Origin of the sequence: Pygmaiobacter massiliensis (assembly GCF_900199435.1) — a bacterium.
GTDB lineage: Bacteria > Bacillota > Clostridia > Oscillospirales > Ruminococcaceae > Pygmaiobacter > Pygmaiobacter massiliensis.
In genome coordinates this window covers 1360593-1384517 of sequence record NZ_OAML01000003.1, presented here as the reverse complement: position 1 = coordinate 1384517, position 23925 = coordinate 1360593, and the positions used below count along the sequence as shown (strand labels likewise).

Below are 23925 nucleotides of genomic sequence, written 5' to 3'. Positions count from 1 at the left end.
ACTCAAGCTACTTCTTCTAACTCGGGATAAAATTCATTACCCGCAATCTCTTCTTTAGTACGCAACAGATTAAACTGAATGGTAGCACACACCGCAATCAGCAAAAACACCACATAAAAGGAATATTTAATAATTTCGAAGGGCGAATCCAGTCCTGCTAAAGAGGTTGCCATCAGCATTCCGGTGCCAATGGGAGAAAGTCCCGGAATAATGCATGCAAAAATATCTAAGATGGATGCAAACCGTTCGGGGGCAACTCTAAACTTTTTTGCAATCGGCTTGCACAATGGTGCCGAAAGCAGAATACAAACGGTGTTATTTCCTACAAAGAAGTCAATGATGCCAACCAGCAAGCCCATAAAATACTGGGCTCCACGCCGGCTTTTAATATTCTTGTGAGCCATGACCGCCAAGCTGTGCAATCCGCCCATATCTTCTACCAAGCCCACAATAGCTTTCAGCATCAGCGCAATGAAAATAGTATCCAGCATACTGGCTGCGCCGCTGGCAACAGCCTGAGAGAAGGTCACAATAGTCAGTGTGCCAGTAACCATACCAATCACACCGGAAAGCAGAGTTCCGGCAATCAGTACAATAATTACATCCATACCCGCTACTGCAAGCACCAATACCGCTACATATGGGACAATCTTTATTAGCTCGTAGGCGTAATCTCCCGCTGCAACTACAGCGCCAGAAGTCATCACCCCATAAACAATCATTGTCACAATAGCTGCAGGAACAGCAATCGCAAAATTCATACGAAACTTGTCCTTCATTTGGCATCCAGCACTTCTGGTTGCTACGATAGTTGTATCCGAAATAATGGAGAGGTTATCGCCAAACATGCCGCCGCCCACTACGGCAGCCATAGCAAGCCCGGTATCAAGTCCGGTCGCCTGTGCTAATCCCACTGCGACTGGACCGATAGCGGCAATGGTTCCCATGTGGGTGCCCATCACTGTGGCAAGAACAGCCGAAATCAAGAATAAGCTGGGAACTAAAAAACTCGGCGGAAGCAAACTTAAACCAAGGTTTGTGGTAGAGCTTACTGCCCCCATTGCCTTGGTGGTGCCTGCAAAAATACCAGCAAAAATCAGTACCATAAACATAGTCATTAAGCCGGGGCTAGCCATCTTTTCGCAGCAGCTATCAAATTTAACTGAAAACTTGCGTTTTCCCATTAAAAGTGCAACTATAATAGCTACGATCAATGCAAAGTTTCTGGGCACCTGTTTAAATGGATCTGGTGTGCCGATAGCGGTAAAGAAAAAACCGCAGCCTACATAGATCGCAATGAAGATAAACAGGGGGGCAAATGCGGCAAAGCCATAATTCTTTTCCGCTTGAATCGAAACACTGTCTTTTTTATTTGACATGATTGTCCGCCTCCTTATAAAACGCAAAATAACCTGCACACGTAACTCCTTTTGAGAGTCCACTTCCGCTACTTACACAAGCACATGGATACTCAGCACGCCGTATGCGGGGCCTGTAAGTTTGTTGCCAGCAACAGTTGTCATTATATCGAACAAACATCAAACCGACCAACATGTTTTTTGCGCAACAGTTATCTATTTAAAAGATAACTGGATTGCGTCGCAAATCGACATTCTAAAATTTTTGCAGCTTAAAAGCTCTGTACGCAGTTTTTGTCTTCCCTTGTACACTATATAAAAATTCGGTATTAATTTTATTTTCTCTTTTTTCATGAAAATCGTTTAGTTTTTAAAAGCATACTTGTGTTTGTTATCTTTTTTACAGATCCCTGTTATACTATTTGCAGATATCAAAATTTTGTATGAACAAAATTTCAACGTTTTTCCTATGAAATTCTTGATCGGATTAGTGAATAGTGACAAATTAGTTTAACCCGTTTTATCTCTGAAGGTTTTTCCGTCTTTGCATCACCCTTTTAAATATTGCTTTTCTTGTTTTTTTGAACAATTCGCTTTATAATGCAAATAGCCGCTATCGTCAAAAGAGATAAGGAGATTACAATGACCTTGGTTCAATTAAGATATGTAATAGAAGTGGCAAAAACCGGTTCGATCAATAAAGCTGCTTCTAACCTTTTTTTATCGCAATCTGTTTTATCCACGGCTATCATGAATCTGGAGAAAGAGGTTGGGCATGAAATTTTCATGCGAAACAATCGTGGCGTTTCGCTGACTCCTTTCGGGCATACTTTCACCTCTTATATTTCAGCCATTCAGACCCAGCTACAGCAGCTTGACACCTTAATCAAGCGTGGGGACTCCAGCCATACCTTTTCTTTTTCTGTTGCCAGCATGGGCTTTTATTTTTTAAACCATATTTGTGCGGATCTTTACAAAAAATATCACGCAGTTGGAGTTCGCATAGAAGATTATGAGGATCATGAGAACAATATAGCTGATATGGTTGCAAGCCAGATGGTTGAACTCGGCTTTGTACGAATCTGGAGTTGCTATAAAAACTCCTATGTCCGCCAATTGCACTCTAAAAAACTACAATATTACCCCATTGCTAAGTTGGAAATTGCTATCACCGTAGGGCCAAAATGCCCCCTTTATTCTTCCGAAAGCGATACTGTCGCAGCGAATGAACTCAAAAAATATCCCGCAGTTATGTACGCAAACATTGACTCCGGTCCTTATTCGGACATTTACGAAAGACTTCACCTGCCGATTGCAAGCAGCCGGTTTGTCACTTCTTCCCGTTCCACAATTTATGAAATGCTTGGCGCTACTGATTGCTATTATCTCAATTCCGCATATCCGTTCGAACGAATGCAAAAAGGCTTCGAAAGTGAGTACTCTTCACTGAGGACGTTAAAGCTTGCAAACAGCACTATCTTTTCTGAAATGGCATGGATCAAACGGGAAGACGCCACCCTTTCGCCTATTGCACATGAAGTCATTAGCCGTGTGATGGAATTTTTTTCAGAAAACACTAGCCTTGAAGAAAAGCCCCCTTTTTCTTCAAACAAAAACTGCAACTGAAGTTTTCCTCTGCTGCCTACTTACTCCCCATATCTTTCTGACTAAAGCACGCCCTTATGTCGTTCTTGCCGCAATTACAATGTTTTTATCACGAGGCGGACAAGTTCTATTTACAATCTAACCGACTGTATTTTTCTTCGCAATTCTCGATTAAAAACGTCCATTAACAAACACTTCCCACTACCAATTCCAAGTCACCTGGAATAAGCAGAGTGTCCTTATTGGATTCGAGTATCCTCATGAGCACACTCTGCTTTTATTTTTTCTTTGAGCCGCCGTCCTTCTCTGCGCTCAAACGGGTGGAAATAATCACAGAGGAACCGAATCGCCTTTCTTTGGGCGTATAGTCAACGACTGCTAAAAGCCATAAAGGATAACAACATTTTTGTAGTGTTCGCTCTGACCTTTTCAGCGGAGTTGAACACGAAATACTTTATTAACTTCATGGTCAGCCGTCGAGATCGTTTACGGTTCGGAAACAGAAAGCATCTAGATGCCATTCGAGATATGAATTCTATTGCAGGCTAACGCCCTTCGCCTGGAACTGCAAAGCAATCTATATACAAGCCTTGACACAACTAATTTAAATGCATACCACTATATTTCACAGCTTAATTAAAGGGCAGCACCCGTATGATGACAGGCACTACCCTTTTGCGGTTGTTGTAAAACGCGTTATGCCTTGGCTAACCTTAGTCAAAAAGGGATACCAACATAAAAAGCTGTTAACCTTTCCAATGTAATCCAGATAAGAGTGTAACGCTATATTCTAAAATACAATTTTATTTCATTTAAAAAATTTTTTTCCACTTCATTGGTTAAATGATCTTTTCTCTTTATCCAAATAATCTGTGACGAAATGGGACAGTCTTTTAATTTTAATGTGCGCCTATGGCTAGAGGTATTTGGATTCGTGCCCTCTTCGGGATAATTCATAGAATTAATATAAAAAGCATCTGTTGTGTCTAAAAGTTCAAATATAGCGGCTCGCGAAGATGTTGAAAATTTAGAATGCAGATGGGGCATATTCAGTTTGTTGAAAACATCTGCATATGGTCCGATATCATCGCTAGTATACATCAGCGCAGTATAATTTTTTAATTCATGTGCATAAACAAAGTCCTCTGCTTTATAAAAAAGTGGATTAAGATGACCTACTGTAATACCTACCTCTAAGGTGGCTAATGGATGAAGTTCGATTTCCTGTGCGCGGAATTGCTGTTGCAAGGATGGCATATAGCAACTCCATATTCGCAATATACCGATTGTTGCTTGCCGTTCTGCTACGAGTGTTGGGATTGACTGCGCATATTCTTCGAATTGTCGGATGGACAGCCGTTGTTCCTTGTATTGTTTTATTAAGTCAGCACAAATGGCAGTTACAAAGGGGAATCCCATGCTAGCTACACAAAAAGTTTGTTGTCCGCTATCTTGCAGAAAGCCATCCAGTTGATCTAATGACAGTTTAATAGGCAGGATATGGTCAATGAATAAAACACCGAAAGCAGTAGGGGTAACACCCTTATTACTTCGGTAAAAGATTGGCTGGCCTAATTCCTTTTCTAAATTTCTTATGGCAGATGAAACGACAGAATGCGAAATAAAAAGGTTTTGCGCAGCTTTATAAATTGACTTTGTTCGAGAAATCTCTACGACATATTGTAGTTGTGAAAAGGTCACGTAAAGCACTCCTTTCAATCCAATATAGAAACAACCTCTTGTGAGAGTCGTCGACCTTCGCATTAATATCATATACGAAACGCGTTAAATATTCAATTTTTCACTCACACAAAGATTTTCTGTCGGCGCAAATTAAGGTTGCTGTCACAAAAACAATCAGCAATTGACTGATTTTGCCGCTTCTCAGAAATTTTTTGCGGTGATATTATATACATAGTTAATTGCTGCAATTAACTATGTAAAAAGACATCCATAAAACTTTGTCAACTCCTACTTACATAGATAATAAAAGGTTAACATCCAACAAGCACACGGCTCTGGGTTTAGGTGTTATTGGGCTTTGGACAATTTTAATTTTTTTATTAATAAAGTAAAAGTTGCAGTAAATTCTGAAATGAGGCGTTACAATGAACAATTTAGTTGAATTAAGGCAGCAAACTCAATTTGATTTCTTTGGAAAACTGTATGGACATCTAGCTCTGTCTATGAATGAATGGCTAGGAAAACGGGGCGAAAGGTTATTCCGCCAAGCTATTCAAAACTACGGCTTCTCTAAAGGAACCGCGTTAAGACAAAAACAATCACAAGCCAAAATCAAAGTGGACTTGAAGAATATGTTCATTGCCCAAAATTGTTGCGGCCGGGATCCTCGTTTTTTTCGTCTCTACAAAAAAAACGAAGCAGATGTTAATTTGTGTGAGGTATATTCCTGTCCGTTAGCAACACTATGGGGAAATATGGAATGTTCGAAATTGGGAGAATGGTATTGCGAAGAATACCTTCATGCTTTCATAAATGGTTACACTGAAAGTGTAGGGCAGGCGAACGTCTCCAATTATTTGACACGAAGCACCGATAATCGATGTGTGCTGGCATTCTATTATCGGAAAGCTAATATGACAGATGAACAAAAAGTGCTTTTTTCCCAAGGTTCCGATGCAGTTTTAGAAGACTATATTTTAGACGATATTCTCTTGTTATACAATTGTGTGTATGACCAAATTAAAAACAATAACGACGCTCGCCGTGCGGTGGCATGTGGATTGCGAGAATACACCAATGAGATCATCAAACTGATGATCTCCACAGTGCAACGCACAGGGGAAACTCTTGATGAAGCTTTCTTGCGAGAGTACTGTCCCTTTACATCAAATAAAAGTATGCTGGAAAGAATGCCCGAAGAAACAGCCCTATTCTTTGATGCAAATGTACTAGTACGCTTTCACTCCACAATGGATAAAATGAAAAAGGAGCGATTATATGCTGACTAAGGAGCAACAGGAAGCCACCAACTTGTCGGACAGTTTTACTTTAGCTTATGGATTTCTTGGAAAATCCTTAATTCAAATGTATGGTGACCTTGGAGAAAAAGCATTAAGAGATGGCACTAGAGCTTTTGGACGTGATCGCGCGGAGGCCTTACGGCGCAGACACTTAGAAGCAAACTATAAAGTAAACATGAAAAGTCTTTTCACGGTCGGATACGACCTTCCGAGCGACCCTCGCTTTAAAAGAGAGCTGCAGTTTATTGTAGATGAAGCGCGCGTCTCACACACACTTTATTGTCCTATGGCTGCCATTTGGAAAGATTATGGGATGATGGATATTGGCCGAATTTACTGTGAGGAATTTCATAATGCCTGTTACTCTCACTACGCTTATAACTATACAAAAGTAAATTTGTCAAAAACTCAAACACAGGCAGAAGATGATTATTGTGCGTTCAATGTGCTGCTAATTCCAGAAAATCTTCCAGAAGAACTTAAGCCAATCTGTTTTGAACAATACGATCCAGACTATTCCGGCCCTTCACATCCTCTTACATCCCCCACCGCTAAAGATGGTTTTAGCTCATTGTATATCAAAATATTACACCACATTTTCTGCGCGGCTATTGCGGTTTTGGGAGAAAAAGGGATCCTTGCTGTTCAAGGCGCGCTTCAATTTTCTGCAAAACATGCGCTGCAATTATTTGGACAGCAAAACGAGCAATTAACGCAAGACTATTTCTTTCGCAATTATCCCTTGGCCCAAAATATTGAGGACGAAAAAATGTGGAGCGATTATGATTCTCATAATTTGAAACAGTTAGTGCTAAAAAACTTTTACGATGTGGTTTATGCCACGATTCCTTGAAAGACTTAACGCCAATGTAAGATAATTTCAATTATTATCATTTAAATTAAGTCACATTGATAATAATCTCTCCGCTAAAAGCAAAAATGTCCAAGTAGCTCTCTCCTTTGCTTTTCTTTGCTGCAAGACGCCGGACTTCCCCATTTTACATTTCATGCGTTGCGTCATACCTTTGCAACAAGAGCGTTAGAACAAGGTATGGATCCCAAAACGCTTTCTGCGATTTTGGGACACTACAGCGTAGCGTTCACGTTGGACACTTATGCGCCTATGCTAAACGAGCATAGGCACAAGACCATTCGCCTAATGTCCAATCTATATTTTTAGTAAAAAATAAAAAGAGCAGCGGAATTTCTCTGATTTCACAGAGACAGTTCGCTGCCCTTTTTTCTTGTATTCATCTATAATGTAAAAATGGATACAAATTATAGGAAGGCTTGTGATCCAAGCTTAAAAAAGATATAATGTATCCATTGTCATAAATATTATATTGAAGCAATGAGGTATCCTTTAATGAAACCTATTTCAGCGACCTCCCTTAAAGATAAAATTGTTGAAACTTTGCAACAAGAAATTTTTGTCGGTAATATAAAAGATGGAGAAGAATTGGCCCAGGAAGAAATTTCGACTAAGCTAGGTGTTTCTCGCATGCCTGTACGTGAGGCTTTTTTACAGCTTGAATCACTAGGCGTATTGGAGCGGTTACCCAATCGGCATGTACGAGTGATCGGAATCACCGCGCAACATGTTCATCAAGTTTTTTCTATGTTAGCCGCCATTGAAATCGAACTTGCAACCCAGCTTCTAAAAGCGCAACCGCACAGCCAAAGTGTACAACATGCATTTGAAGGTTACAGAGCCAGTGTACCGCAGCAAGGCGCACAAAAAGGCATAGAAAAAGAAAATTCGTTCCATTTGCAAATAAGTTACGCACTAAAAAACCAACAACTCTCTCAGTTACATGCCAAACAACGTGGCGGTTTTTTTGGATTTTGCTTGACTCACTTGTCGCTAGACTGGAAATTAATGCTTTCCAATAATACGGATATCTACAACGCTTTTATGGACGAAAATGTGGTAGCGCTTCAAATAGCAATTCGTCGATATTACATGGACATAGCACAGCTAGCTGTAAAGGAGAATCACTTTGAATAATCTACGCCCCATTCAATTGCTTCCTGCTCGGGAGCGCGTTGCAGCTGCAGTGCGCAAAGCAATTTTGACACATGAGCTTTCTCAAGGTACCGTAATTACACTTGACGAAATTGCATCACAACTAGAAGTATCGGCAACACCCGTACGCGAAGCATTCCAAATTTTGGCGCGGGAGGGTTTGCTCGTACAACGCCCCAACAAAGTGGCCGAGGTGCAAGGCATTACGCCTAAATTTATTCACGACCACTATGAAACGCGCGCAGTTTTAGAGAGTGCTTGTGCCCGAAATGTTTGCCTTAATCATGCAAATCTTACAGAAATTCAGCGTGCATATGAAGCGAGCGAGAGCGCAATAAAACAAGGTGATAGCTTAAGCTATTCCAACTGCAACCAAGCTTTTCATTTTGCTATCTGGGAAGCAAGTGGAAACAGTAAAATGAAAACGTTGCTTAGTGAGATGTGGAATGGACTTTCAATAGGACAAAAGATAACTGCAGAAGACTACGCAAAAATCTCCATAAAGGAACACGAGAAAATTTTACTAGCTCTTACTCAGTGTGATGGGCAACGAGCCTATGAGGAAATGCACGCGCACATCATGCGCAGCATGGAAAATATTATGACTCATTTTTCGACAACCGCAGAGGATACGCATTATTAAATTTTGTTAGTATGCATATTGTGAATATCCACAGCTTATACGGCATTTTTTTGGTGTTATGCTGATTTTTGTTTTTTTAATTGACAATTTCATGAAGAGAAGGTATTCTGTGCTTAATAAATGGATACATTATCATATATCTAATATTTGATAATGTGCCGTAATAAAGTAGGAGGAATGACATGGCACTCACGATTTTAACTCTTTGTATGATCTTGGTATTCATTCTCTCGCTCGCCACAAAAAAGTTATCAGTGTTTACTGCACTCACCTTGGTCCCTCTCGCGTTCGGGCTCATTGCTGTCTTTATGACCGGTGGGCAACTGACGGATATTTTTATGTGGATCAAAAACGGTGTGTTTTATAGTGTAAACGCTGAAAGTGGCAAGGTTTCTATGGGGGTGATTTCCCCTGCGATTTTGATTCTGTTTGCTGTTTTATATTTTGACATCATGCTAGGCGTCGGTTTGTTTGACCCTTTATGCGAATTTTTTATTAAACGTGCAAAGGGAGATCCCCTCAAGGTCGCGTTGGCCACCGTGCTTGTAACGATGATTGTTTCCATTAATGGTGACACGACTACCACCATACTCATTGCGTTGGCAGCTTTCTTAGGGCTGTATAAACAGATGAATATGAAGCCAATTTATCTTGCAGTTATTGTCGTCACACCTATTGGTATTTTCAATCAATTGCCGTGGGGCGGCCCTACAATTGCAGCTGCTACAGCATTGGATGTTGATATCAGTGCCCTGTTTACTCGCTTGCTTCCGGGGATGGTGCTAGCTGCTTGCTATGCGGTATTTATGGCATATTTCATAGGCAAAAAAGAACGTAAACGGCTGCAATTTGACCCCAAAGCCCCAAAAGAGATTTCCGATGAAATGATGCAAAGCATGCTGGATGCTATCCGTCAAAACGAACCGGAGTTGAAACGACCGAAGTTGTTCTGGTTCAATCTGCTATTCACGCTTTCCTTGGTCGCCATGTTAATTCTTGACGTAGCACATGGCGGAGTGCTGTTTATGCTTGGTAGCGCGATTGCACTATTAGTAAACTACAAAACTGTAAAATTATCTAACGAACGATTGAACGATTTAGCTGCGGATGCTCTTGCTCCGGCACTTGCCACCTTGGCGGCTGGTGTGTTTTCTGGGGTTCTTATGGGCAGCGGTATGGCGGCATCCCTCGCTGGTAGTATAGCTTCGCTGATACCACAATCCATCGGTGCGCATATGCTTCCGGTGTATGCAGCGGCAGCAGCCCCTGCCATTTGTTACTTACCACAGGACGCCTTTTATTTCGGAATTGCTCCGGTGGTTTGCGGTGTTATGGCGCAGTTTGGCATCACTGCGGAACAGACGGCTGTTGCTTCCATGATAGGGCAGTCTTTCCGTTTAATTAGTCCGGTCATTCCTGCGCTTTACTTATTGTGTGATGCAGTGAAAGAAGAATTTATCGATTTTCAGAAAGAGTATATAAAGCATGCCTGGCCTATCTTGCCTATTTATCTGGTTACTGCAATTGTACTGGGTTTTATCCCCATCTAGCGGTTGCACAATGGGCCTTGAAAGTCCTTTGCTTCTTCCCTTGCCACTTTATCCCTAACTCATTATTAAACTGGAGGTATCGTTATGAGCAACCAAGCACAAATAGATTCTATGACCGACACAATGAGCGCCTTTGTGGCGCTTGTGGGCAAAAAGCTGCCAGATGACGTGGAGGCTAAACTCGCCGAACTGCGCGCGAAAGAAACCAGCCGTCTGGCTACTACAATTTATGACACCATGGCAGAAAATCAAGCACTTGCCATGAAGCTGAACCGCCCCTGCTGTCAGGATACCGGTGTATTGCAATTTTGGATAAAATGCGGCACTCAATTTCCACTGATGGCACAGTTGGAGCAAATTTTGACAGATGCTGTGCTACGCGCAACTGTAAATGCGCCACTGCGTCATAATAGCGTAGAAACTTTTGACGAATATAACACTGGCAAGAACATCGGCAAGGGTACCCCTACGCTGTTTTGGGATATTGTCCCGGATTCTGACCAATGTGAAATTTACACCTATATGGCCGGCGGCGGTTGCACTCTACCGGGCAAAGCAATGGTGCTGATGCCCGGCGCTGGATATGAGGGCGTGACACAGTTTGTGCTAGACGTTATGACAAGCTACGGCTTGAATGCCTGTCCTCCGCTTCTTGTGGGGGTAGGTGTTGCAACCAGTGTTGAAACTGCGGCACTGCTTTCAAAGAAAGCGTTGATGCGCCCCATTGGAAGCCATAACAGCAATGAACGTGCCGCCAAAATGGAGCAGCTACTGGAGGATGGAATTAACTCTATTGGCCTTGGCCCACAGGGCATGAGTGGCGCTTTTTCGGTCATGGGTGTTAACATTGAAAACACAGCACGTCACCCGTCCACCATCGGCGTAGCCGTCAATGTGGGCTGCTGGTCGCATCGCCGTGGGCATATTATTTTTGACAAAGATATGAACTATACCATTACAACGCATGCGGAGGTGCAATTATGAGTGAAAAAAGAATTCTGACAACCCCAATCAAATCGGAGGACCTTGAAAACATTCAGGTGGGGGATATTATTTATTTGAATGGATATATCGTCACCTGCCGGGATGTAGCGCATCGTAGATTAATCGAAGGACATCGCGCCCTGCCAGTAGATTTGAACGGCATTGCAATCTTTCATGCTGGACCAATTGTTCGAGATTTAGGAAATGACAAATTTGAAATGATTTCTGTTGGTCCAACAACCAGTATGCGCATGGAAAAATTCGAGAAAGAATTCGTAGAACAAACAGGGGTGAAAATCATTGTGGGTAAAGGTGGCATGGGGCCGAACACCGAAGCCGCTTGCAAAGGCCAAAAAGCAATCCATTGTGTTTTCCCCGCTGGGTGTGCCGTTCTGGCGGCAACCGAGGTGGAGGAAATTGAGCGCGCTGAGTGGCGCGATTTGGGTATGCCGGAAACACTATGGGTCTGCCGCGTGAAAGAATTCGGCCCACTTATTGTATCTATCGACACTAGCGGTCGGAACATGTTTGAGGAAAATAAAGTTGTTTTCAACCAGCGGAAAGAAAAAGCCATCGCGGATATTTGTAAGGAAGTAAGCTTTATAAAATAAACCTTCACAATGCAGCAAGTTGGATGGGACCTGTACACTTGAATTAACACATTCGCTGGCGGGGTAAGATGGCCGCAGAAAAGCCATCCAATTAAAGCAAAGCATGCTTTCTAAATCATTTTTGCCGTTTTAGGACACTACCGCGTAGCGTTCACGTTGGGCACTTATGCACATATGCCAAACGAGCATAGGCACAAGACCATTAGCCTAATGTCCAATCTTTATCTTTAGTAAAAAATAAAAAGAGCAGCGGAATTTCTCTGATTTCACAGAGACAGTTCGCTGCCCTTTTTTCTTGTATTCGTCTATTATGTATATTACTGGTAGGGGTATTGGGAGCATCCTAGGGTTTTTATGCTTTGGCCGGGCTTAAAAGCAACCTTCTAAAAGAAAACAAAAGTGGCTTAAACATAATGTTTAAGCCACTTTTTAACTGGTTGCGGGAGCCAGATTTGAACTGACGACCTTCGGGTTATGAGCCCGACGAGCTACCAGGCTGCTCCATCCCGCGATATAAGGCACTGCCTTGAGTGCTTAATGAGTATACCACATAGATTCTACGATGTCAAGCACTCTTTTGCGTTTTCTCCATGTCTTATTGTACGCCGCTTTTCAAAAATATATTCCACTTTTTAAAAGTACAGCAAAATTTTTGCTTATAAAGCACATTATTGCCCCACTGCGGCAGCAAGGTCTGCCGTGCGGTGCAGCGCCTCACATGCCGCAAGCCGCTGTGCATCGGTGTACTTGCCAGGGCGCACCAAACGGTGCAAAACCTCGTAATACGGCATCTGCTCTTCTCCTGATGCACTTGCGCGCAAGCCGCTCAAAAGAGGCACAAAGGCGGCTCCTGCCGTGACGGTGAGGCAAAGCGCTGCCCGCTCTAACGCCTTGCTCGCCGTGTTGCGGTCGCAATCTGCAAGAGCTGCCTCGCCCACTTCTTCCAGCACAAGCTTACAGTGGCGGCTTAGTTGCTCGCCCAGGTGCTTGGCTGGTTCCATCTGTTTGCTGCTCTGGGCAAAAATTTTCTCGGCATGGCTCAGCATTGCATCTGCAATTGCCGCCCACAAAAAGCTGCGCGGTGCCTGCGCAATAATTTCCGTATTCAAAAAGATGTGCTCGGGCGCTTTTTTGCAAAAGTAAAGCTCCGTTTCACCTGTCGCAGTATAAAGTACGCTGAGCGCAGTGCTTGCTGCGCAACTGGACGCGACTGTGGGAAAAACAAATACAGGCTTGCCGCAAAGGTCTGCTGCCGCTTTGCAGGTATCCAGTGCCTGACCGCCGCCCACAGCAAATATCATATCGGCCTTTTTAACCGATTTATGTGCCGCAAGTTTTTCTGCATTTGCACGGGTAGCGGTGCCCCCATACCAAACAAAATCCACCAACTTCAGCGTAGAAAACGCGAGCGAAGCCGTCAGCATGGTTTTCACCTTTGTCACCGCGGTGCGCCCGCCCACCACCACCACTTTTTTGCCATACGGCTCGCATACCGCTGCGACCGACTGGTAAGCTCCACTGCCCGCAGTATAGGCAGGACGAAAGACGTTGTAATTTTTCATAGCAATTCTCCTCATGTCACAAAAAAATGAAATGAACCAGCTACAACAAATCCGTTTTCTACCGTCGCTGTGCGCTTTTATTGCAAGCAATAAAAAAACGCTTTGTCTCTTATCTAAGAGACAAAGCGTTTGCTCTGCGGTACCACTCTTGTTGCTGCCCTTCTAAAAAGATATGGCAGCCCCTTTTGCAACATCTTCGCCCTAAAACGGCGGTCAATGTGCGACAGGATAACGACTGTCAACCGGTCCCACATACTCAGGCAACGCCTTTTCCGCGGACTGCTCATGGGGGATTTTTCACACACGGCCTCAAACCTTATCTCTCAGCAAATGATAAGTTCTCTGGAATTCTCCGCACGGGCTACTTTTCCCAATCAACGCAATTTGTTATATTACTATTTATAATAGATACTTTCCCATGATTTGTCAACCCAGCACTGCAAGTTTTTGCAATGCCTCCCGTGGGCAGGCAAACCGTTTTTCTTACAGGGTGCGCAGCGCGTCAATGAGTGCGGTTTTGTCCATCGTTTTGGCGTCCTTCTGCTTGATGACTCGTGCCGGTACACCGGCAACCACGGCGCCAGCCGGAACATCTTCGATGACCACGCTGCCCGCTGCAACCACGGCATCTTTGCCGACGTGCACACCCTCGATTACAACGGCATTGGCGCCAATGAGCACACCGTCTTCGACGATAACCGGCGTTGCACTTGCCGGTTCGATAACACCTGCAAGCACCGCACCTGCGCCGATATGGCAGTTGGCACCCACAGTTGCGCGGCCGCCCAGCACGGCGCCCATATCAATCATGGTGCCCTTGCCGATTACTGCGCCGATATTAATGATAGCACCCATCATAATCACCGCGCCATCGCCAATCTCGACTTCATCGCGAATGACTGCACCCGGCTCGATGCGGGCATTGATGTTTTTCATGTCCAGCAGAGGAATAGCGGAATTGCGGCAGTCGTTTTCTACAATAAAGTTTTCGATCTCGCTGCGGTGTGCCTCGAGGATCGGGCTCAGCTCCTTCCAATCGCCAAAGACGATCTTATCGCCTGCGCCGAACACCTGCGCCGTGCCGTAATCGACCGGTGCTTTCTCTTTAATATAGACTTTTACCGGTGTCTTTTTTTCTGCGGTGCTGATATAGTGAATGATCTCTTCTGCGGTTTTTTTCATGGTGATGCCCCTTTCCTTTTCAGGGTCTGCTCAAAAGCTGTCGTTGTGCCCATGCAAATCGCTGCGCCGGTTTACGGCGAACAAGCCGCTGCTCGGCAACTTCCTTTTGATACAGACCTTCGGCGCTGCCTGCTTTACAGGCGCTGCGCCCGGCCAAGCACAACAGCTTAGCCGCAGCGGTTTCAGAGGGCTTCGGCCGGTGCACAGCCCCTCTTGCTATGCATCGGCTTTACGCCTTCTCCTGACCACCATTGCCGGACCTTTTTGCGAGAGAAACCGAACAGCTTTCCCGTCTGTTTATTCCGCCTCGTTCTCAAAAAGGATCTGATCCAGCGTGTAATAGCCTTTCGGTAGTTTGGCAAGCGCACGTGCGGCATGCAAGGCGCCGCTTGCAAAAATGCGTCGGCTTGCTGCCTTGTGGGTAATCTCCAGCACTTCGTCCTCGCCAAAAAAGCTGACAGTATGCTCGCCCGCGACGGTACCGCCGCGGATAGCATGGATGCCGATTTCGGTTTTGCCGCGTCTGCCGCAAAAGCCCTGACGCCCGTACACCGGTGTGAGATGGTGTTCGGGGTCTACTGCATCTACCAACAGCTTAGCGGTGCCGCTCGGGGCATCCGCTTTTTGGTTGTGGTGGGTTTCGATTACTTCGATGTCAAAATCCTTCAGCACGGCGGCCATCTGACGCAGCGCACGTGCCATGACTGCCACGCCCAACGCATAGTTTGCGCTGTAAAGCACCGGCGCAACCGTCCCAAGGTCGCGCAGCTCGGCAGCCTGATCCTCCGCATAGCCCGTTGTGCCAGAGACCAGCGGCGTTCCCGTTCGCCGCACAAACTCCGCCACCTGCGGCAGTACCGCGGGGGAAGAAAAATCGATTGCCACATCTGCCACGTCTTCAAGCGTAGCAAGGGTATCGATATTTTTGCTGTTTACTGCACCCGCCAGCGTCAAATCTTCCGCCGCGGCGATGCACTCTTCCAGCATCTGGCCCATACGTCCATGTCCGATCAAAAGAATTCTCACAAAACTCCCGCCTTTGTCAGCGCATTGCGCAATGTTTCGGCATGCTCTGCTGTCATTTCACAGAGCGGCAGCCGGAAGCCTCCGACCGCTTTTCCCATCATCTGCAACGCCGTTTTTACAGGAATGGGGTTTACCTCAATGAACAGCGCGTGAATCAGCTCGAGGTAAGAAAGCTGAATCTCTCTTGCGCGGGCAATGTCGCCGGCATGGTATGCAGCGACCAGCTCGTGCGTCTGCGCGGGGCAGACGTTTGCGAGCACTGAAATAACGCCCGCACCCCCGAGGCTGAGCAGCGGCAGAATGATATCGTCGTTGCCGCTGTACATACAAAAATTATCACAAAGTAGCTTTGCTACCTCGGTCGCGTAAGAAATGTCACCCGACGCCTCTTTGATACCGACAACGTTCGGGTGCTGGGCCAGCCGCGCCAATACCGGCAGCGGAATGCTGCAACCGGTGCGCCCCGGCACATTGTAGAGGATGCAGGGAATGTGCACCGCATCTGCCACGGTGGCAAAATGGCGGTAGATCCCCTCCGCATTTGCTTTGTTATAGTACGGCGTAATCAGCAGCAGGCCATCTGCACCCAGATTTTCAAACATGATGCTTTTTTCCAGCATTGTTTCGGTAGAGTTGGAACCACTGCCCGCGATGACAGGAATACGCCCTGCCACCCGCTTTACGGTGTAGTCACAAACCGCGGCATCCTCTTCGTGGGTCATGGTAGAAGATTCACCCGTCGTGCCCAGTACCACCAGACCGTCAGTGTGGTTTGCAAGGTGAAAGTCAATCAGCGCGCCCAACGCGTCAAAATCGACGCTGCCGTCTGCGGCAAACGGGGTGACGAGAGCAACAAGAGAACCGGTTACATTCCAGGCCATACTATGCCTCCTCTTCTTCACACAGGTCGAACGCGGCGGCAAGTGCCGCAATGGCGCGCTCGGCATTTTGAGCATCTATCGTCAGCGAAATCGAAATCTCGCTGGTGGTGATCTGGTAATAAGGCACGTTTGCCTCTTGCAGCACGGCAAACGCTTTGCCTGCGATGCCACTGTGGGTGACCATGCCCGCACCGACGAGCGACAATTTGCACAGGCCCGGCTGAAGCTCCAGCGGAGAAGCGAAGCCGCGCTGCGGTGCTTGCTCCAGCAGGGTTTTAGCAGCTTCTTCGCTGCAGCTGAAGGTCAAAATGCAGCTGCCATCTGCACCCATCTGCTGCGAAATCATATCTACATTGATGTCCAGCGCCGCAATCACCGAGAATAACGCATTGACCGGTGCGCCGCCGGCTTGCAGCCCGCGCGCGGTGACCATGCAGCAATCTTCCCGAATGCTGATACCGGTAACTGGCATCTCTTCAAAATTCATCTGATCCATGATGTACGTCCCTTTCGTGTGGTCTGGTTCGAGCGACTGCCCAAGGTAAAGTCTGACACCGTATTTTTTGGCCAACTCTACACTGCGGGTTTCCAGCACACCGGCACCGAGCGAAGCCATTTCCATCATCTCGTCACTGGTGACTGTGGCGAGTTTTTTTGCTCCCGGGCAACGGCGTGGGTCTACTGTGTAAACGCCGTCTACATCAGTGTAAATTTCGCAATCCCAACCGAGCTTTGCCGCAAGGGCAACCGCGGTTGTATCAGAGCCACCGCGCCCGAGGGTGGTAATGTTGCCCTCTTCGTCGATGCCCTGGAACCCGGCCAACACCGGGACATACCCTGCATCAATATACTTTTGCACCGCTTCAATGCGGATATCCTTGATTTTTGCATGGCGGAAATTTTGGTTTGTCACAAACCCACCCTGAAAACCGGTAAGGGATACCGCCGGCACACCAAGTGCCGAAAGCGCCATCGCCAGCAGTGTAACGGTTTTCTGCTCGCCGGTAGAAAGCAGCGAGTCCATTTCGCGTGGCGGCAGGTCCTCACCAAGCTGAGAAGCCAGCGCAATCAGCTCATTTGTAGTTTTGCCCATGGCAGAGGCGACCACTGCGATATTGCTGCCCGAGCGTTTGACTTCTGCCACCCGCTGCGCGACTGCTTTGATCTTTTCGATGGTGGCAACACTGCTGCCGCCGTACTTGTGTACTACATTCATATGAAAGTGTTCTCTCCTTCCTGCCTGACCTTTCAAATTTGTCCGTAAAAAGACAAACAAAAAAGGCCAGTAAGGAAAGCCCTTACTGACCGTATATCCATAGACGCACCCATCTACAGAACGATTCCAACGTAAGATAGCTCCCCTGCAATTGGTTTGCAGACAGTGCCACGGGTATTCCCCGGGACCCCACCACACCGCCGTACCCGGCAAGCGCAGTTCGGCGGACTTGCTGCAAATCGTGGTCACTGCCTGTCGGCTCTCACAATTCTTGTCGCATCCGCGCCTCTATCATTTTCTCGTATTCTACCACCCGCTCCGCAAAAAAGCAACCCTTACACGCTATGTTTTTTCAAAAACCGGCATTTTGCAGTGTTCTGCGGTTGCAAGCCGCCTCATGTTGGGTTACAATGGCAGAGAATTACTATTGCCAAGGGGGACCGCCGAATGGAAACCGTCATTACTTATCGCCGCGCTCTGCACCGTATTCCGGAACTGGGCTACGAGCTGCCGCAGACGCTGGATTTTGTAAAAACACATCTTGCTGCGCTGGATTGCACTGTTGCCCTGCCCAGCGAAAGTGCTATTACTGCTTTTTTTGATGCGGGCGCCAAGACTGCGCTCGCTTTCCGCGCCGATATGGACGCACTGCCGATCGAAGAAAAAACCGGTGCAAGCTATGCCTCCTGCCATGTCGGGCAGATGCATGCCTGTGGACACGATGGCCACACCGCCATGCTGCTGGCCTTTGCCGATTGGCTAAGCGCCCACAAAACCGAACTAAAAAGCAATGTACTGCTGATTTTCCAGCCGGCGGAAGAGGCAACCGGCGGCGCACAAAGCGTTTGCGCCACCGGACTGCTCGCAGCCCATAACGTGCGCGCTGCCTTTGGGCTGCACCTCTGGCCCGGCCTGCCCGCCGGTCAGCTTGCCACTCGCCCCGGCCCGCTGATGGCACGCTCCTGCGAGGTCAACGTTACCGTTACCGGCAAAAGTGTACATATTGCCAAAGCCGCCGAGGGTGCCGATGCCGCCGAGGCCGCTGCCGCACTGCTGCTGGAGGCTTACCGCATGGAACGCACCGAGCTGCCAGCCGACTGCCTACGGCTGCTGAAATTTGGTGAGCTGCATGCCGGCACCGTGCGCAACGCCCTTGCTGCAACTGCGGTGCTGCGCGGCAGCCTTCGCGCTTTTTACGATGCCGACTTTGAGTTTTTGCAGCGCCGCCTGCGCGAGCTGTCAGAAACCGTGCCTGCGCAGTTTGGCTGCACCGGCAGCCTGCACTGTACCGAGGGCATCCCTGCTGTACACAACGATGAAACACTGACCGAACAGCTTTTTGCGATGCGTCCGGAAATGCTGCGATTGACTGAGCCTTCTATGACCGCCGAGGACTTTTCATTTTACGGTAAAGAAGTTCCGGCAGTGTTCAGCTTTCTCGGTACCGGGCGCAGCGAGCCGCTGCACGGTGACCATTTTGATTTTGAGGAATCCACCCTGCTTGCAGGCGTTGAATTCTACAAATCGCTGCTGGCGCTTTAAACCGCGCTGCCCCGGCAGCCGTCAAAAAACTCAGCGCACTATGCGCTAAAAGGAGGTCTGCTTTTTGGAGTGGATGGGCTTTGTATGCCTGATGATTTTACTTTGCTACTCGTCCTATCCCGGCAAAGTGAAACGGCTCGAAAAACAGGTAAAAAAATTAGAACGCGTGCAAAATGGAGGGACCGCTATGTCAAAACTGATTTCTTCGCTGGTGGGCAAAACCTGCAAGCTAAAAACCGATGAAGCCCTTTTGCTTTCTGGCGGCACCGAGCTGACCTGCCAGATTGTCGACGCTGACGATGAGTGGGTACAGTTTACCTACACCGATAAAAAAGCGGGGCAAAAAACCCGCCTGCTGCGTATTGACACGATTGAAAGCATTGAAATAATCGAGGAATAAAAACGAACGGACACCATCGCTTTAAGCAGCAGTGGTGTCCGTTTCTCATCCTTTGTTCCGTTGCTTGTATCCGGCTTATATCAGATACAGCGCAATAAAGCTTAACAGCAAAATGTGCCCGGGGTAAAACCAGTAGCAAAAATATTTAAAGGCTTTTTCGCTTTTTCCCGTCAGGGATTTTTTGCCGTTGTATAGCTAAATAAACACTAAACTCAGCAATGCCAGCCCCTGCTCGGGAACTCAAAGCCGTTGGGGAAAATAAGCACTTTGCCACCCAGGCAAACCCAGTTAATATACCAAAGGCCTATAAATTGTACCGCCAACTCTATGTATTTTTTCGGCATCAATTTTGCCAGGTAAAAAATCAAAACCGTTAAAACGCCAACCTCTGAATAATCAACGAAAGCAATGGTTCCTGTAATAACGTTCAAAACGCAAATGCCGGCAATGCAAATTACCTTTATGGCCAAATGAAAGCTACATGCCAGCACCTTATCAATCAGCTTTAAAAAGACCAGTGCCAGCAAAAATGTAAACATCACGTTTTGATGAAACGGGCCTATTATTTCTCCACCCATCATCAAATTGTACGGAATTTCCGAAATCAGTGCAAAAATCGGGAATGCAATTCTCCCTATTTGTGTCATCCAGCCATACCCCGCCACATTTACAACGGTCATATAAGCGTGGTCAAAGACCATAAAAAGCATAGCCAGCACTTTTAGCCACTCTCTATTTAAAATTCGGCAGCGGCTTTTTGTTTTTGTTGTGATTTTCATCTCCAAAAGTTTATTTGTCTGGCTATGATAGTAAATCCGCGGTATCTCTTCAAGAAATCTCAAGTTACGGAGCTTAAGATTCACTTTGCTTTCCAGGGCAAAGCGCATAGCTTTTAAAATTACTTATAACGCTGTGGCGTTAGCGCCGATTTTCTTGCGCTACTTTTCTTTTGTGGTTTGCGGTGCAAGTTTTTGGGCAACCTCGCTTACAGTGTCTTCAAAAATGCTTCCATTTTGTCCATCGCTGTGCGGAGCTCTTCGTCACTGTAACAGTAGGACAAACGAATATACCCTTCTGCACTGAAGAACACGCCTGGCACTGCGCCGACGCCGCCTTCTTTGATCATGCGGGTACAGAACTCTTCCGAACTCATCCCGTATTTTGCAATCGAGGGGAATACGTAAAATGCGCCTTCCGGTTTTTCAACCTCCATGCCCATCTCTGCAAGCCGGCCCAAAATAAAGTCGCGGCGGCGGCGATAGGTTTCACGCATCTCGGTAACATCGCACCCCAGTGCGGTGACACACGCGTGCTGCACAAACGCATTGATGGAAACAATGCAGTTCTGGTTTACCTTTTGCAGCTCAGCGCGCACCGGCGCGTCTGCGCAAAGGTAACCCACACGCCAGCCGGTCATTGCATAGGGTTTGGAAAAGCTCTGAATCAGAATAATCCGATCGCGCAGGTCGCGGTATGACGCAAAGCTGTGATAGTTTTCGGTATAGCTCAGCTGTGCGTAAACGTCATCGCACAGCACAAACAAATCATGCTCTTTTGCGGCGGCACGCACGGCCTGCAAGCTTTCTTCGCTGTACACGCAGCCGGTCGGGTTGTTCGGAGAGGTGAGGATAATCGCTTTGGTTTTTTCGGTAATGACAGCACGCAGCCGCTCTGCGGTGATTTGAAAATGGTCGTCCTGGGTGGGCATCGGCACGTAGACACCGCGACTGATTGCAATGATGGTTTCATAAAGTCCGAACGCGGGGGTCGGCACTACCACCTCATCGCCGGGGGCAAGGATGCCGCAAAGCGCGCAGAACAGCGCACCGGTCGCGCCGGCGGTAACGATAACTTCATCCGGGGTATAGTCGTAGCCGTTTTTCTCCTGCTCAAATTTGGCAATGGCCTCGCGCAGGTAGGGCTCGCCGTTGCCCTCCGGGTAATGGGTCAGGTTTGCATCCAAATCTTGTTTGGCGCGCTCTTTCACCGCGTCCGGCGTGTTAAAGTCCGGTTCACCTATGGTTAACGCAACGCAGCCCGGGGTGGCTTTTGCCATCGCGGAATACGCACGGATACCAGACATTGCAATGCCGGTAACGGCGGGGTTCATTCGTTCTTTCATTTGAGGTCACGCTCGCTTTCCCACATTTTTTTGGCAGCCCAGCCAGTACCGTATTAAAAAAATTACGGTTCTGCCTCTTCCCTTTGGCTGCAAGGATGTGCTATTATAGCAGAAATCTTGTTTGTAATAATATACCAATTTGAAAAAATTGTAAATAAAAAAGGAGTCCTCCCATGAAAACCCTGCCCTTTTCGGAAGAAAAACTGCGCGAAATTATCGCGCAGTACCCCACTCCGTTCCATCTTTATGACGAAGCGGGCATTCGCGATACAGCACGTCGGTTGTATGATGCTTTCGCCTGGAACCGCGGCTTTAAAGAGTATTTTGCGGTAAAAGCGCTGCCGAATCCAGCCATTTTAAAGCTGCTCGGCTCGATGGATTGTGGCACTGACTGCGCTACCATTCCCGAACTGCTGCTCTCGAAGGCGGCAGGGCTGACAGGTGAAGATATTTTATTCAGCTCCAACGATACTCCGGGGGAAGATTTCGCGCTGGCACATAAGCTTGGTGCCATCATCAACCTGGACGATATCACCCACATTCCTCTACTCGAGTCGGTCTGCGGCATTCCCGAAACCATCTGCTGTCGCTATAACCCCGGCAGTACCTTCACCATGACCAACTGCATTATGGGTGATCTTTCTGACACCAAATTCGGCATGACAAAACCGCAGCTTTTTGAGGCAATGAAGCTGCTGCGCGACAAAGGTGCAAAGCGGTTTGGCGTACATGCGCTGCTGGTTTCCTGCTCGATGGAACAGGACTATTATCCGCAACTGGCTGCAAGCTTGTTCCGGCTTGCAGTAGAGCTGAAGAACGAAACGGGCATCTCGCTTTCTTTCATCGACCTTTCGGGCGGCATTGGCATCCCTTACCACCCAAACGAAGCTAAGGTGGACATTGCTGCCGTCGGGCGTGGTGTGCAAAAAGTATACGACGAAATCTTGAAGCCGGCAGGGATTGAGCTTTCTATTTACACCGAGCTAGGCCGCTTTATGACCGGCCCGCACGGGTATCTTGTCTCTCGTGTGCTGCACGAAAAGCACACTTACAAAGATTACCTCGGGCTGGACGCCTGTGCTGCCAACCTGATGCGCCCCGCCATTTATGGGGCCTACCACCACATTACGGTAATGGGCAAAGAGCAACAGCCTGCCGACCACACTTATGATGTCACCGGCGGCCTTTGCGAGAATAACGACAAATTTGCCGTTGACCGCGCCTTGCCCAAAACCGTGCCCGGCGACCTTGTCGTCATCCACGACACCGGCGCACACGGCTCTTCGATGGGGTACAACTACAACGGCAAACTGCGCAGCGCCGAGCTGCTGCTGAAACAAGACGGCAGTGTCGCACTCATTCGCCGTGCCGAAACCCCGCAAGATTACTTTGCAACGCTCGACTGCTGCCCCGAATTTGACTTGAGCGAAACAGAAACAGAATGACACTTGCCGGCATAGACTGAGAAAAACCCTAAAGGGAGTGGAGAGTCTATGCCGGCTTCTTATTTTCATTTTGAGCCGCCCATGGTGCGGTTTTTGCTGCAAAACGGTGAGCCCCTAATCCTCGTAGATGTGCGCGAGCGGGACGAATATGCGCAAGGCCATCTGCCCAACGCGATAAACCTGCCGCTGGGCACGGTGGAAGAAAGTGCACGCGAAGTGCTGCCCGACAAAACTGCCAGCTATATCGTCTATTGCCAGGGTGGGCGGCGCAGTGCTTTGGCTTGCGGTTTTCTCTGCGAGCAAGGGTACACCGATGTAATTATGATGGATGGCGGCATTGACCGCTGGCCCTATGAGATTGCGCAGGGTCGTTAGCCGTGCGCAGGGTGACGTTATTTTGCCACCCTGCGCCTTTTTGAGCGAAAACTGCCCCTGCCGTAGTTTCATGGTAGCATCTCCGGCACAGACGATACATAAAACCGCTTGCGGTATGCACAATAACATTCTACTATCAAAAACAGAGCAGTTTTTTACTATCTGCCGGTAGTAAAATCGTGTTGTGAGGTGGGGGATAGCATGGCAGACTACAAAAAAATGTACACAACGCTGTTTAACAAGATCACCCAGATGATTGATGATCTGGAAGAAATTCAGCAGCAAACAGAGGAAATGTATATCGAAGAGGAGGACCCGCCGCTGGAAATTGCGCAAAACAGCAAAGAACCAAACCTTCCGCGCTGATGGCAAATGCCGCCGTGCAAGGGCCTTTTTTGACGGTTTGTAGATAA

23 protein-coding genes, 1 tRNA gene, 1 riboswitch and 1 other annotated feature are annotated in these 23925 nt (G+C 47.3%); of the genes, 14 read left to right on the top strand and 10 right to left on the bottom strand.

The window, feature by feature from the left end:
* Window positions 1–2: 2 nt before the first annotated feature.
* Window positions 3–1379 carry a Na+/H+ antiporter NhaC family protein gene (locus tag C1A11_RS11230; protein ID WP_102050543.1) on the bottom strand — a complete coding sequence of 459 codons (1377 nt, stop codon included), beginning with the start codon at window positions 1377–1379 and terminating at the stop codon, window positions 3–5.
* 621 nt (window positions 1380–2000) lie between these two features.
* On the opposite strand from C1A11_RS11230, the gene C1A11_RS11225 reads away from it, so the two are divergent.
* Window positions 2001–2984: a LysR family transcriptional regulator gene (locus tag C1A11_RS11225; RefSeq protein WP_180950332.1), complete on the top strand. Its 984-nt coding sequence runs from the start codon at window positions 2001–2003 to the stop codon at window positions 2982–2984.
* Window positions 2985–3746: 762 nt separating this feature from the next.
* On the opposite strand, the gene C1A11_RS11220 is transcribed toward C1A11_RS11225, so the two are convergent.
* Window positions 3747–4664, bottom strand: coding sequence for a LysR family transcriptional regulator (locus C1A11_RS11220; protein ID WP_180950331.1), 918 nt, complete (start codon window positions 4662–4664; stop codon window positions 3747–3749).
* 407 nt (window positions 4665–5071) lie between these two features.
* Between C1A11_RS11220 and C1A11_RS11215 the strand changes: the two genes are divergently transcribed.
* From C1A11_RS11215 to ttdB, 8 genes are all read left to right on the top strand, one after another.
* Complete coding sequence (locus tag C1A11_RS11215) at window positions 5072–5935, top strand: L-2-amino-thiazoline-4-carboxylic acid hydrolase (RefSeq protein ID WP_102050540.1); 864 nt, start codon at window positions 5072–5074, stop codon at window positions 5933–5935.
* Window positions 5925–6800 (top strand): L-2-amino-thiazoline-4-carboxylic acid hydrolase, encoded by an 876-nt coding sequence (locus tag C1A11_RS11210; RefSeq protein WP_102050539.1) that lies wholly within the window; start codon window positions 5925–5927, stop codon window positions 6798–6800. Before C1A11_RS11215 ends, C1A11_RS11210 begins: the two co-directional genes overlap by 11 nt.
* A 117-nt stretch (window positions 6801–6917) precedes the next feature.
* Entirely contained in the window at window positions 6918–7127 is a 210-nt protein-coding gene (locus tag C1A11_RS11205) for a tyrosine-type recombinase/integrase (protein WP_102050538.1), read from the top strand.
* A 186-nt stretch (window positions 7128–7313) separates the two neighbouring features.
* Entirely contained in the window at window positions 7314–7955 is a 642-nt protein-coding gene (locus tag C1A11_RS11200; RefSeq protein ID WP_180950330.1) for a GntR family transcriptional regulator, read from the top strand.
* Window positions 7948–8616 carry a GntR family transcriptional regulator gene (locus tag C1A11_RS11195; protein ID WP_102050536.1) on the top strand — a complete coding sequence of 223 codons (669 nt, stop codon included), beginning with the start codon at window positions 7948–7950 and terminating at the stop codon, window positions 8614–8616. The genes C1A11_RS11200 and C1A11_RS11195 overlap by 8 nt, the downstream gene beginning before the upstream one ends.
* Window positions 8617–8798: 182 nt before the next feature.
* Window positions 8799–10166, top strand: coding sequence for a citrate:proton symporter (locus C1A11_RS11190; RefSeq protein WP_102050535.1), 1368 nt, complete (start codon window positions 8799–8801; stop codon window positions 10164–10166).
* 84 nt (window positions 10167–10250) lie between these two features.
* Window positions 10251–11150 carry a L(+)-tartrate dehydratase subunit alpha gene (gene ttdA / locus C1A11_RS11185; protein ID WP_102050534.1) on the top strand — a complete coding sequence of 300 codons (900 nt, stop codon included), beginning with the start codon at window positions 10251–10253 and terminating at the stop codon, window positions 11148–11150.
* Window positions 11147–11761 (top strand): L(+)-tartrate dehydratase subunit beta, encoded by a 615-nt coding sequence (gene ttdB, locus C1A11_RS11180; protein ID WP_102050533.1) that lies wholly within the window; start codon window positions 11147–11149, stop codon window positions 11759–11761. Before ttdA ends, ttdB begins: the two co-directional genes overlap by 4 nt.
* 434 nt (window positions 11762–12195) lie before the next feature.
* Here ttdB and C1A11_RS11175 read toward each other — a convergent pair.
* From C1A11_RS11175 to C1A11_RS11145, 6 genes are all read right to left on the bottom strand, one after another.
* Window positions 12196–12272: transfer RNA gene (locus tag C1A11_RS11175), tRNA-Met, on the bottom strand.
* Between the two features lie 157 nt (window positions 12273–12429).
* Window positions 12430–13323: an iron-containing alcohol dehydrogenase gene (locus C1A11_RS11170; RefSeq protein ID WP_180950329.1), complete on the bottom strand. Its 894-nt coding sequence runs from the start codon at window positions 13321–13323 to the stop codon at window positions 12430–12432.
* A 113-nt stretch (window positions 13324–13436) separates the two neighbouring features.
* Window positions 13437–13710, bottom strand: a binding site (T-box leader).
* Between the two features lie 96 nt (window positions 13711–13806).
* Window positions 13807–14505 carry a 2,3,4,5-tetrahydropyridine-2,6-dicarboxylate N-acetyltransferase gene (dapD, locus tag C1A11_RS11165; protein ID WP_102050531.1) on the bottom strand — a complete coding sequence of 233 codons (699 nt, stop codon included), beginning with the start codon at window positions 14503–14505 and terminating at the stop codon, window positions 13807–13809.
* A 297-nt stretch (window positions 14506–14802) separates the two neighbouring features.
* Entirely contained in the window at window positions 14803–15531 is a 729-nt protein-coding gene (dapB, locus tag C1A11_RS11155) for a 4-hydroxy-tetrahydrodipicolinate reductase (RefSeq protein WP_102050529.1), read from the bottom strand.
* Complete coding sequence (gene dapA / locus C1A11_RS11150; RefSeq protein WP_102050528.1) at window positions 15528–16412, bottom strand: 4-hydroxy-tetrahydrodipicolinate synthase; 885 nt, start codon at window positions 16410–16412, stop codon at window positions 15528–15530. Before dapA ends, dapB begins: the two co-directional genes overlap by 4 nt.
* Window position 16413: 1 nt before the next feature.
* Window positions 16414–17628 (bottom strand): aspartate kinase, encoded by a 1215-nt coding sequence (locus tag C1A11_RS11145; protein WP_102050527.1) that lies wholly within the window; start codon window positions 17626–17628, stop codon window positions 16414–16416.
* Window positions 17629–17757: 129 nt separating this feature from the next.
* A riboswitch (Lysine riboswitch) is annotated at window positions 17758–17927 on the bottom strand.
* A 148-nt stretch (window positions 17928–18075) separates the two neighbouring features.
* Between C1A11_RS11145 and C1A11_RS11140 the strand changes: the two genes are divergently transcribed.
* Both C1A11_RS11140 and C1A11_RS13970 read left to right on the top strand, forming a co-directional pair.
* On the top strand, window positions 18076–19170 hold the full coding sequence (locus C1A11_RS11140; RefSeq protein ID WP_102050526.1) for an amidohydrolase: 1095 nt from the start codon (window positions 18076–18078) through the stop codon (window positions 19168–19170).
* A 187-nt stretch (window positions 19171–19357) separates the two neighbouring features.
* Window positions 19358–19570, top strand: a complete 213-nt coding sequence (locus tag C1A11_RS13970) for a hypothetical protein (protein WP_242965917.1) — start codon at window positions 19358–19360, stop codon at window positions 19568–19570.
* A 212-nt stretch (window positions 19571–19782) separates the two neighbouring features.
* On the opposite strand, the gene C1A11_RS11130 is transcribed toward C1A11_RS13970, so the two are convergent.
* Together C1A11_RS11130 and C1A11_RS11125 are read right to left on the bottom strand one after the other, a co-directional pair.
* The gene (locus C1A11_RS11130) at window positions 19783–20349 is read right to left on the bottom strand and encodes a TraX family protein (RefSeq protein WP_278335984.1); all 567 of its coding nucleotides are present in this window, start codon (window positions 20347–20349) and stop codon (window positions 19783–19785) included.
* Between the two features lie 206 nt (window positions 20350–20555).
* Window positions 20556–21692 carry a pyridoxal phosphate-dependent aminotransferase gene (locus C1A11_RS11125; RefSeq protein WP_102050523.1) on the bottom strand — a complete coding sequence of 379 codons (1137 nt, stop codon included), beginning with the start codon at window positions 21690–21692 and terminating at the stop codon, window positions 20556–20558.
* A gap of 173 nt (window positions 21693–21865) precedes the next feature.
* Between C1A11_RS11125 and C1A11_RS11120 the strand changes: the two genes are divergently transcribed.
* The 3 genes from C1A11_RS11120 (at window position 21866) to C1A11_RS13860 (ending at window position 23878) form a co-directional block, all read left to right on the top strand.
* Entirely contained in the window at window positions 21866–23137 is a 1272-nt protein-coding gene (locus C1A11_RS11120; RefSeq protein WP_102050522.1) for a diaminopimelate decarboxylase, read from the top strand.
* A 48-nt stretch (window positions 23138–23185) separates the two neighbouring features.
* Window positions 23186–23512 carry a rhodanese-like domain-containing protein gene (locus tag C1A11_RS11115; RefSeq protein ID WP_242965916.1) on the top strand — a complete coding sequence of 109 codons (327 nt, stop codon included), beginning with the start codon at window positions 23186–23188 and terminating at the stop codon, window positions 23510–23512.
* 201 nt (window positions 23513–23713) lie between these two features.
* The gene (locus tag C1A11_RS13860) at window positions 23714–23878 is read left to right on the top strand and encodes a hypothetical protein (protein WP_180950327.1); all 165 of its coding nucleotides are present in this window, start codon (window positions 23714–23716) and stop codon (window positions 23876–23878) included.
* Window positions 23879–23925 lie beyond the last annotated feature (47 nt).

Excerpts from the sequence above, each read along its gene's own strand:
- C1A11_RS11230 (WP_102050543.1), bottom strand. The coding sequence starts at position 1,379 with ATGTCAAATAAAAAAGACAGTGTTTCGATTCAAGCGGAAAAGAATTAT.
- dapD (WP_102050531.1), bottom strand. The coding sequence starts at position 14,505 with ATGAAAAAAACCGCAGAAGAGATCATTCACTATATCAGCACCGCAGAA.
- C1A11_RS13860 (WP_180950327.1), top strand. The coding sequence starts at position 23,714 with ATGGCAGACTACAAAAAAATGTACACAACGCTGTTTAACAAGATCACC.
- ttdA (WP_102050534.1), top strand. The coding sequence starts at position 10,251 with ATGAGCAACCAAGCACAAATAGATTCTATGACCGACACAATGAGCGCC.
- C1A11_RS11125 (WP_102050523.1), bottom strand. The coding sequence starts at position 21,692 with ATGAAAGAACGAATGAACCCCGCCGTTACCGGCATTGCAATGTCTGGT.
- C1A11_RS11190 (WP_102050535.1), top strand. The coding sequence starts at position 8,799 with ATGGCACTCACGATTTTAACTCTTTGTATGATCTTGGTATTCATTCTC.
- dapA (WP_102050528.1), bottom strand. The coding sequence starts at position 16,412 with ATGGCCTGGAATGTAACCGGTTCTCTTGTTGCTCTCGTCACCCCGTTT.
- C1A11_RS11225 (WP_180950332.1), top strand. The coding sequence starts at position 2,001 with ATGACCTTGGTTCAATTAAGATATGTAATAGAAGTGGCAAAAACCGGT.
- ttdB (WP_102050533.1), top strand. The coding sequence starts at position 11,147 with ATGAGTGAAAAAAGAATTCTGACAACCCCAATCAAATCGGAGGACCTT.
- C1A11_RS11115 (WP_242965916.1), top strand. The coding sequence starts at position 23,186 with ATGCCGGCTTCTTATTTTCATTTTGAGCCGCCCATGGTGCGGTTTTTG.
- C1A11_RS11215 (WP_102050540.1), top strand. The coding sequence starts at position 5,072 with ATGAACAATTTAGTTGAATTAAGGCAGCAAACTCAATTTGATTTCTTT.
- C1A11_RS11200 (WP_180950330.1), top strand. The coding sequence starts at position 7,314 with ATGAAACCTATTTCAGCGACCTCCCTTAAAGATAAAATTGTTGAAACT.
- C1A11_RS11145 (WP_102050527.1), bottom strand. The coding sequence starts at position 17,628 with ATGAATGTAGTACACAAGTACGGCGGCAGCAGTGTTGCCACCATCGAA.
- C1A11_RS11120 (WP_102050522.1), top strand. The coding sequence starts at position 21,866 with ATGAAAACCCTGCCCTTTTCGGAAGAAAAACTGCGCGAAATTATCGCG.
- C1A11_RS11170 (WP_180950329.1), bottom strand. The coding sequence starts at position 13,323 with ATGAAAAATTACAACGTCTTTCGTCCTGCCTATACTGCGGGCAGTGGA.
- C1A11_RS11210 (WP_102050539.1), top strand. The coding sequence starts at position 5,925 with ATGCTGACTAAGGAGCAACAGGAAGCCACCAACTTGTCGGACAGTTTT.
- C1A11_RS11140 (WP_102050526.1), top strand. The coding sequence starts at position 18,076 with ATGGAAACCGTCATTACTTATCGCCGCGCTCTGCACCGTATTCCGGAA.
- C1A11_RS11130 (WP_278335984.1), bottom strand. The coding sequence starts at position 20,349 with ATGAAAATCACAACAAAAACAAAAAGCCGCTGCCGAATTTTAAATAGA.
- C1A11_RS13970 (WP_242965917.1), top strand. The coding sequence starts at position 19,358 with ATGTCAAAACTGATTTCTTCGCTGGTGGGCAAAACCTGCAAGCTAAAA.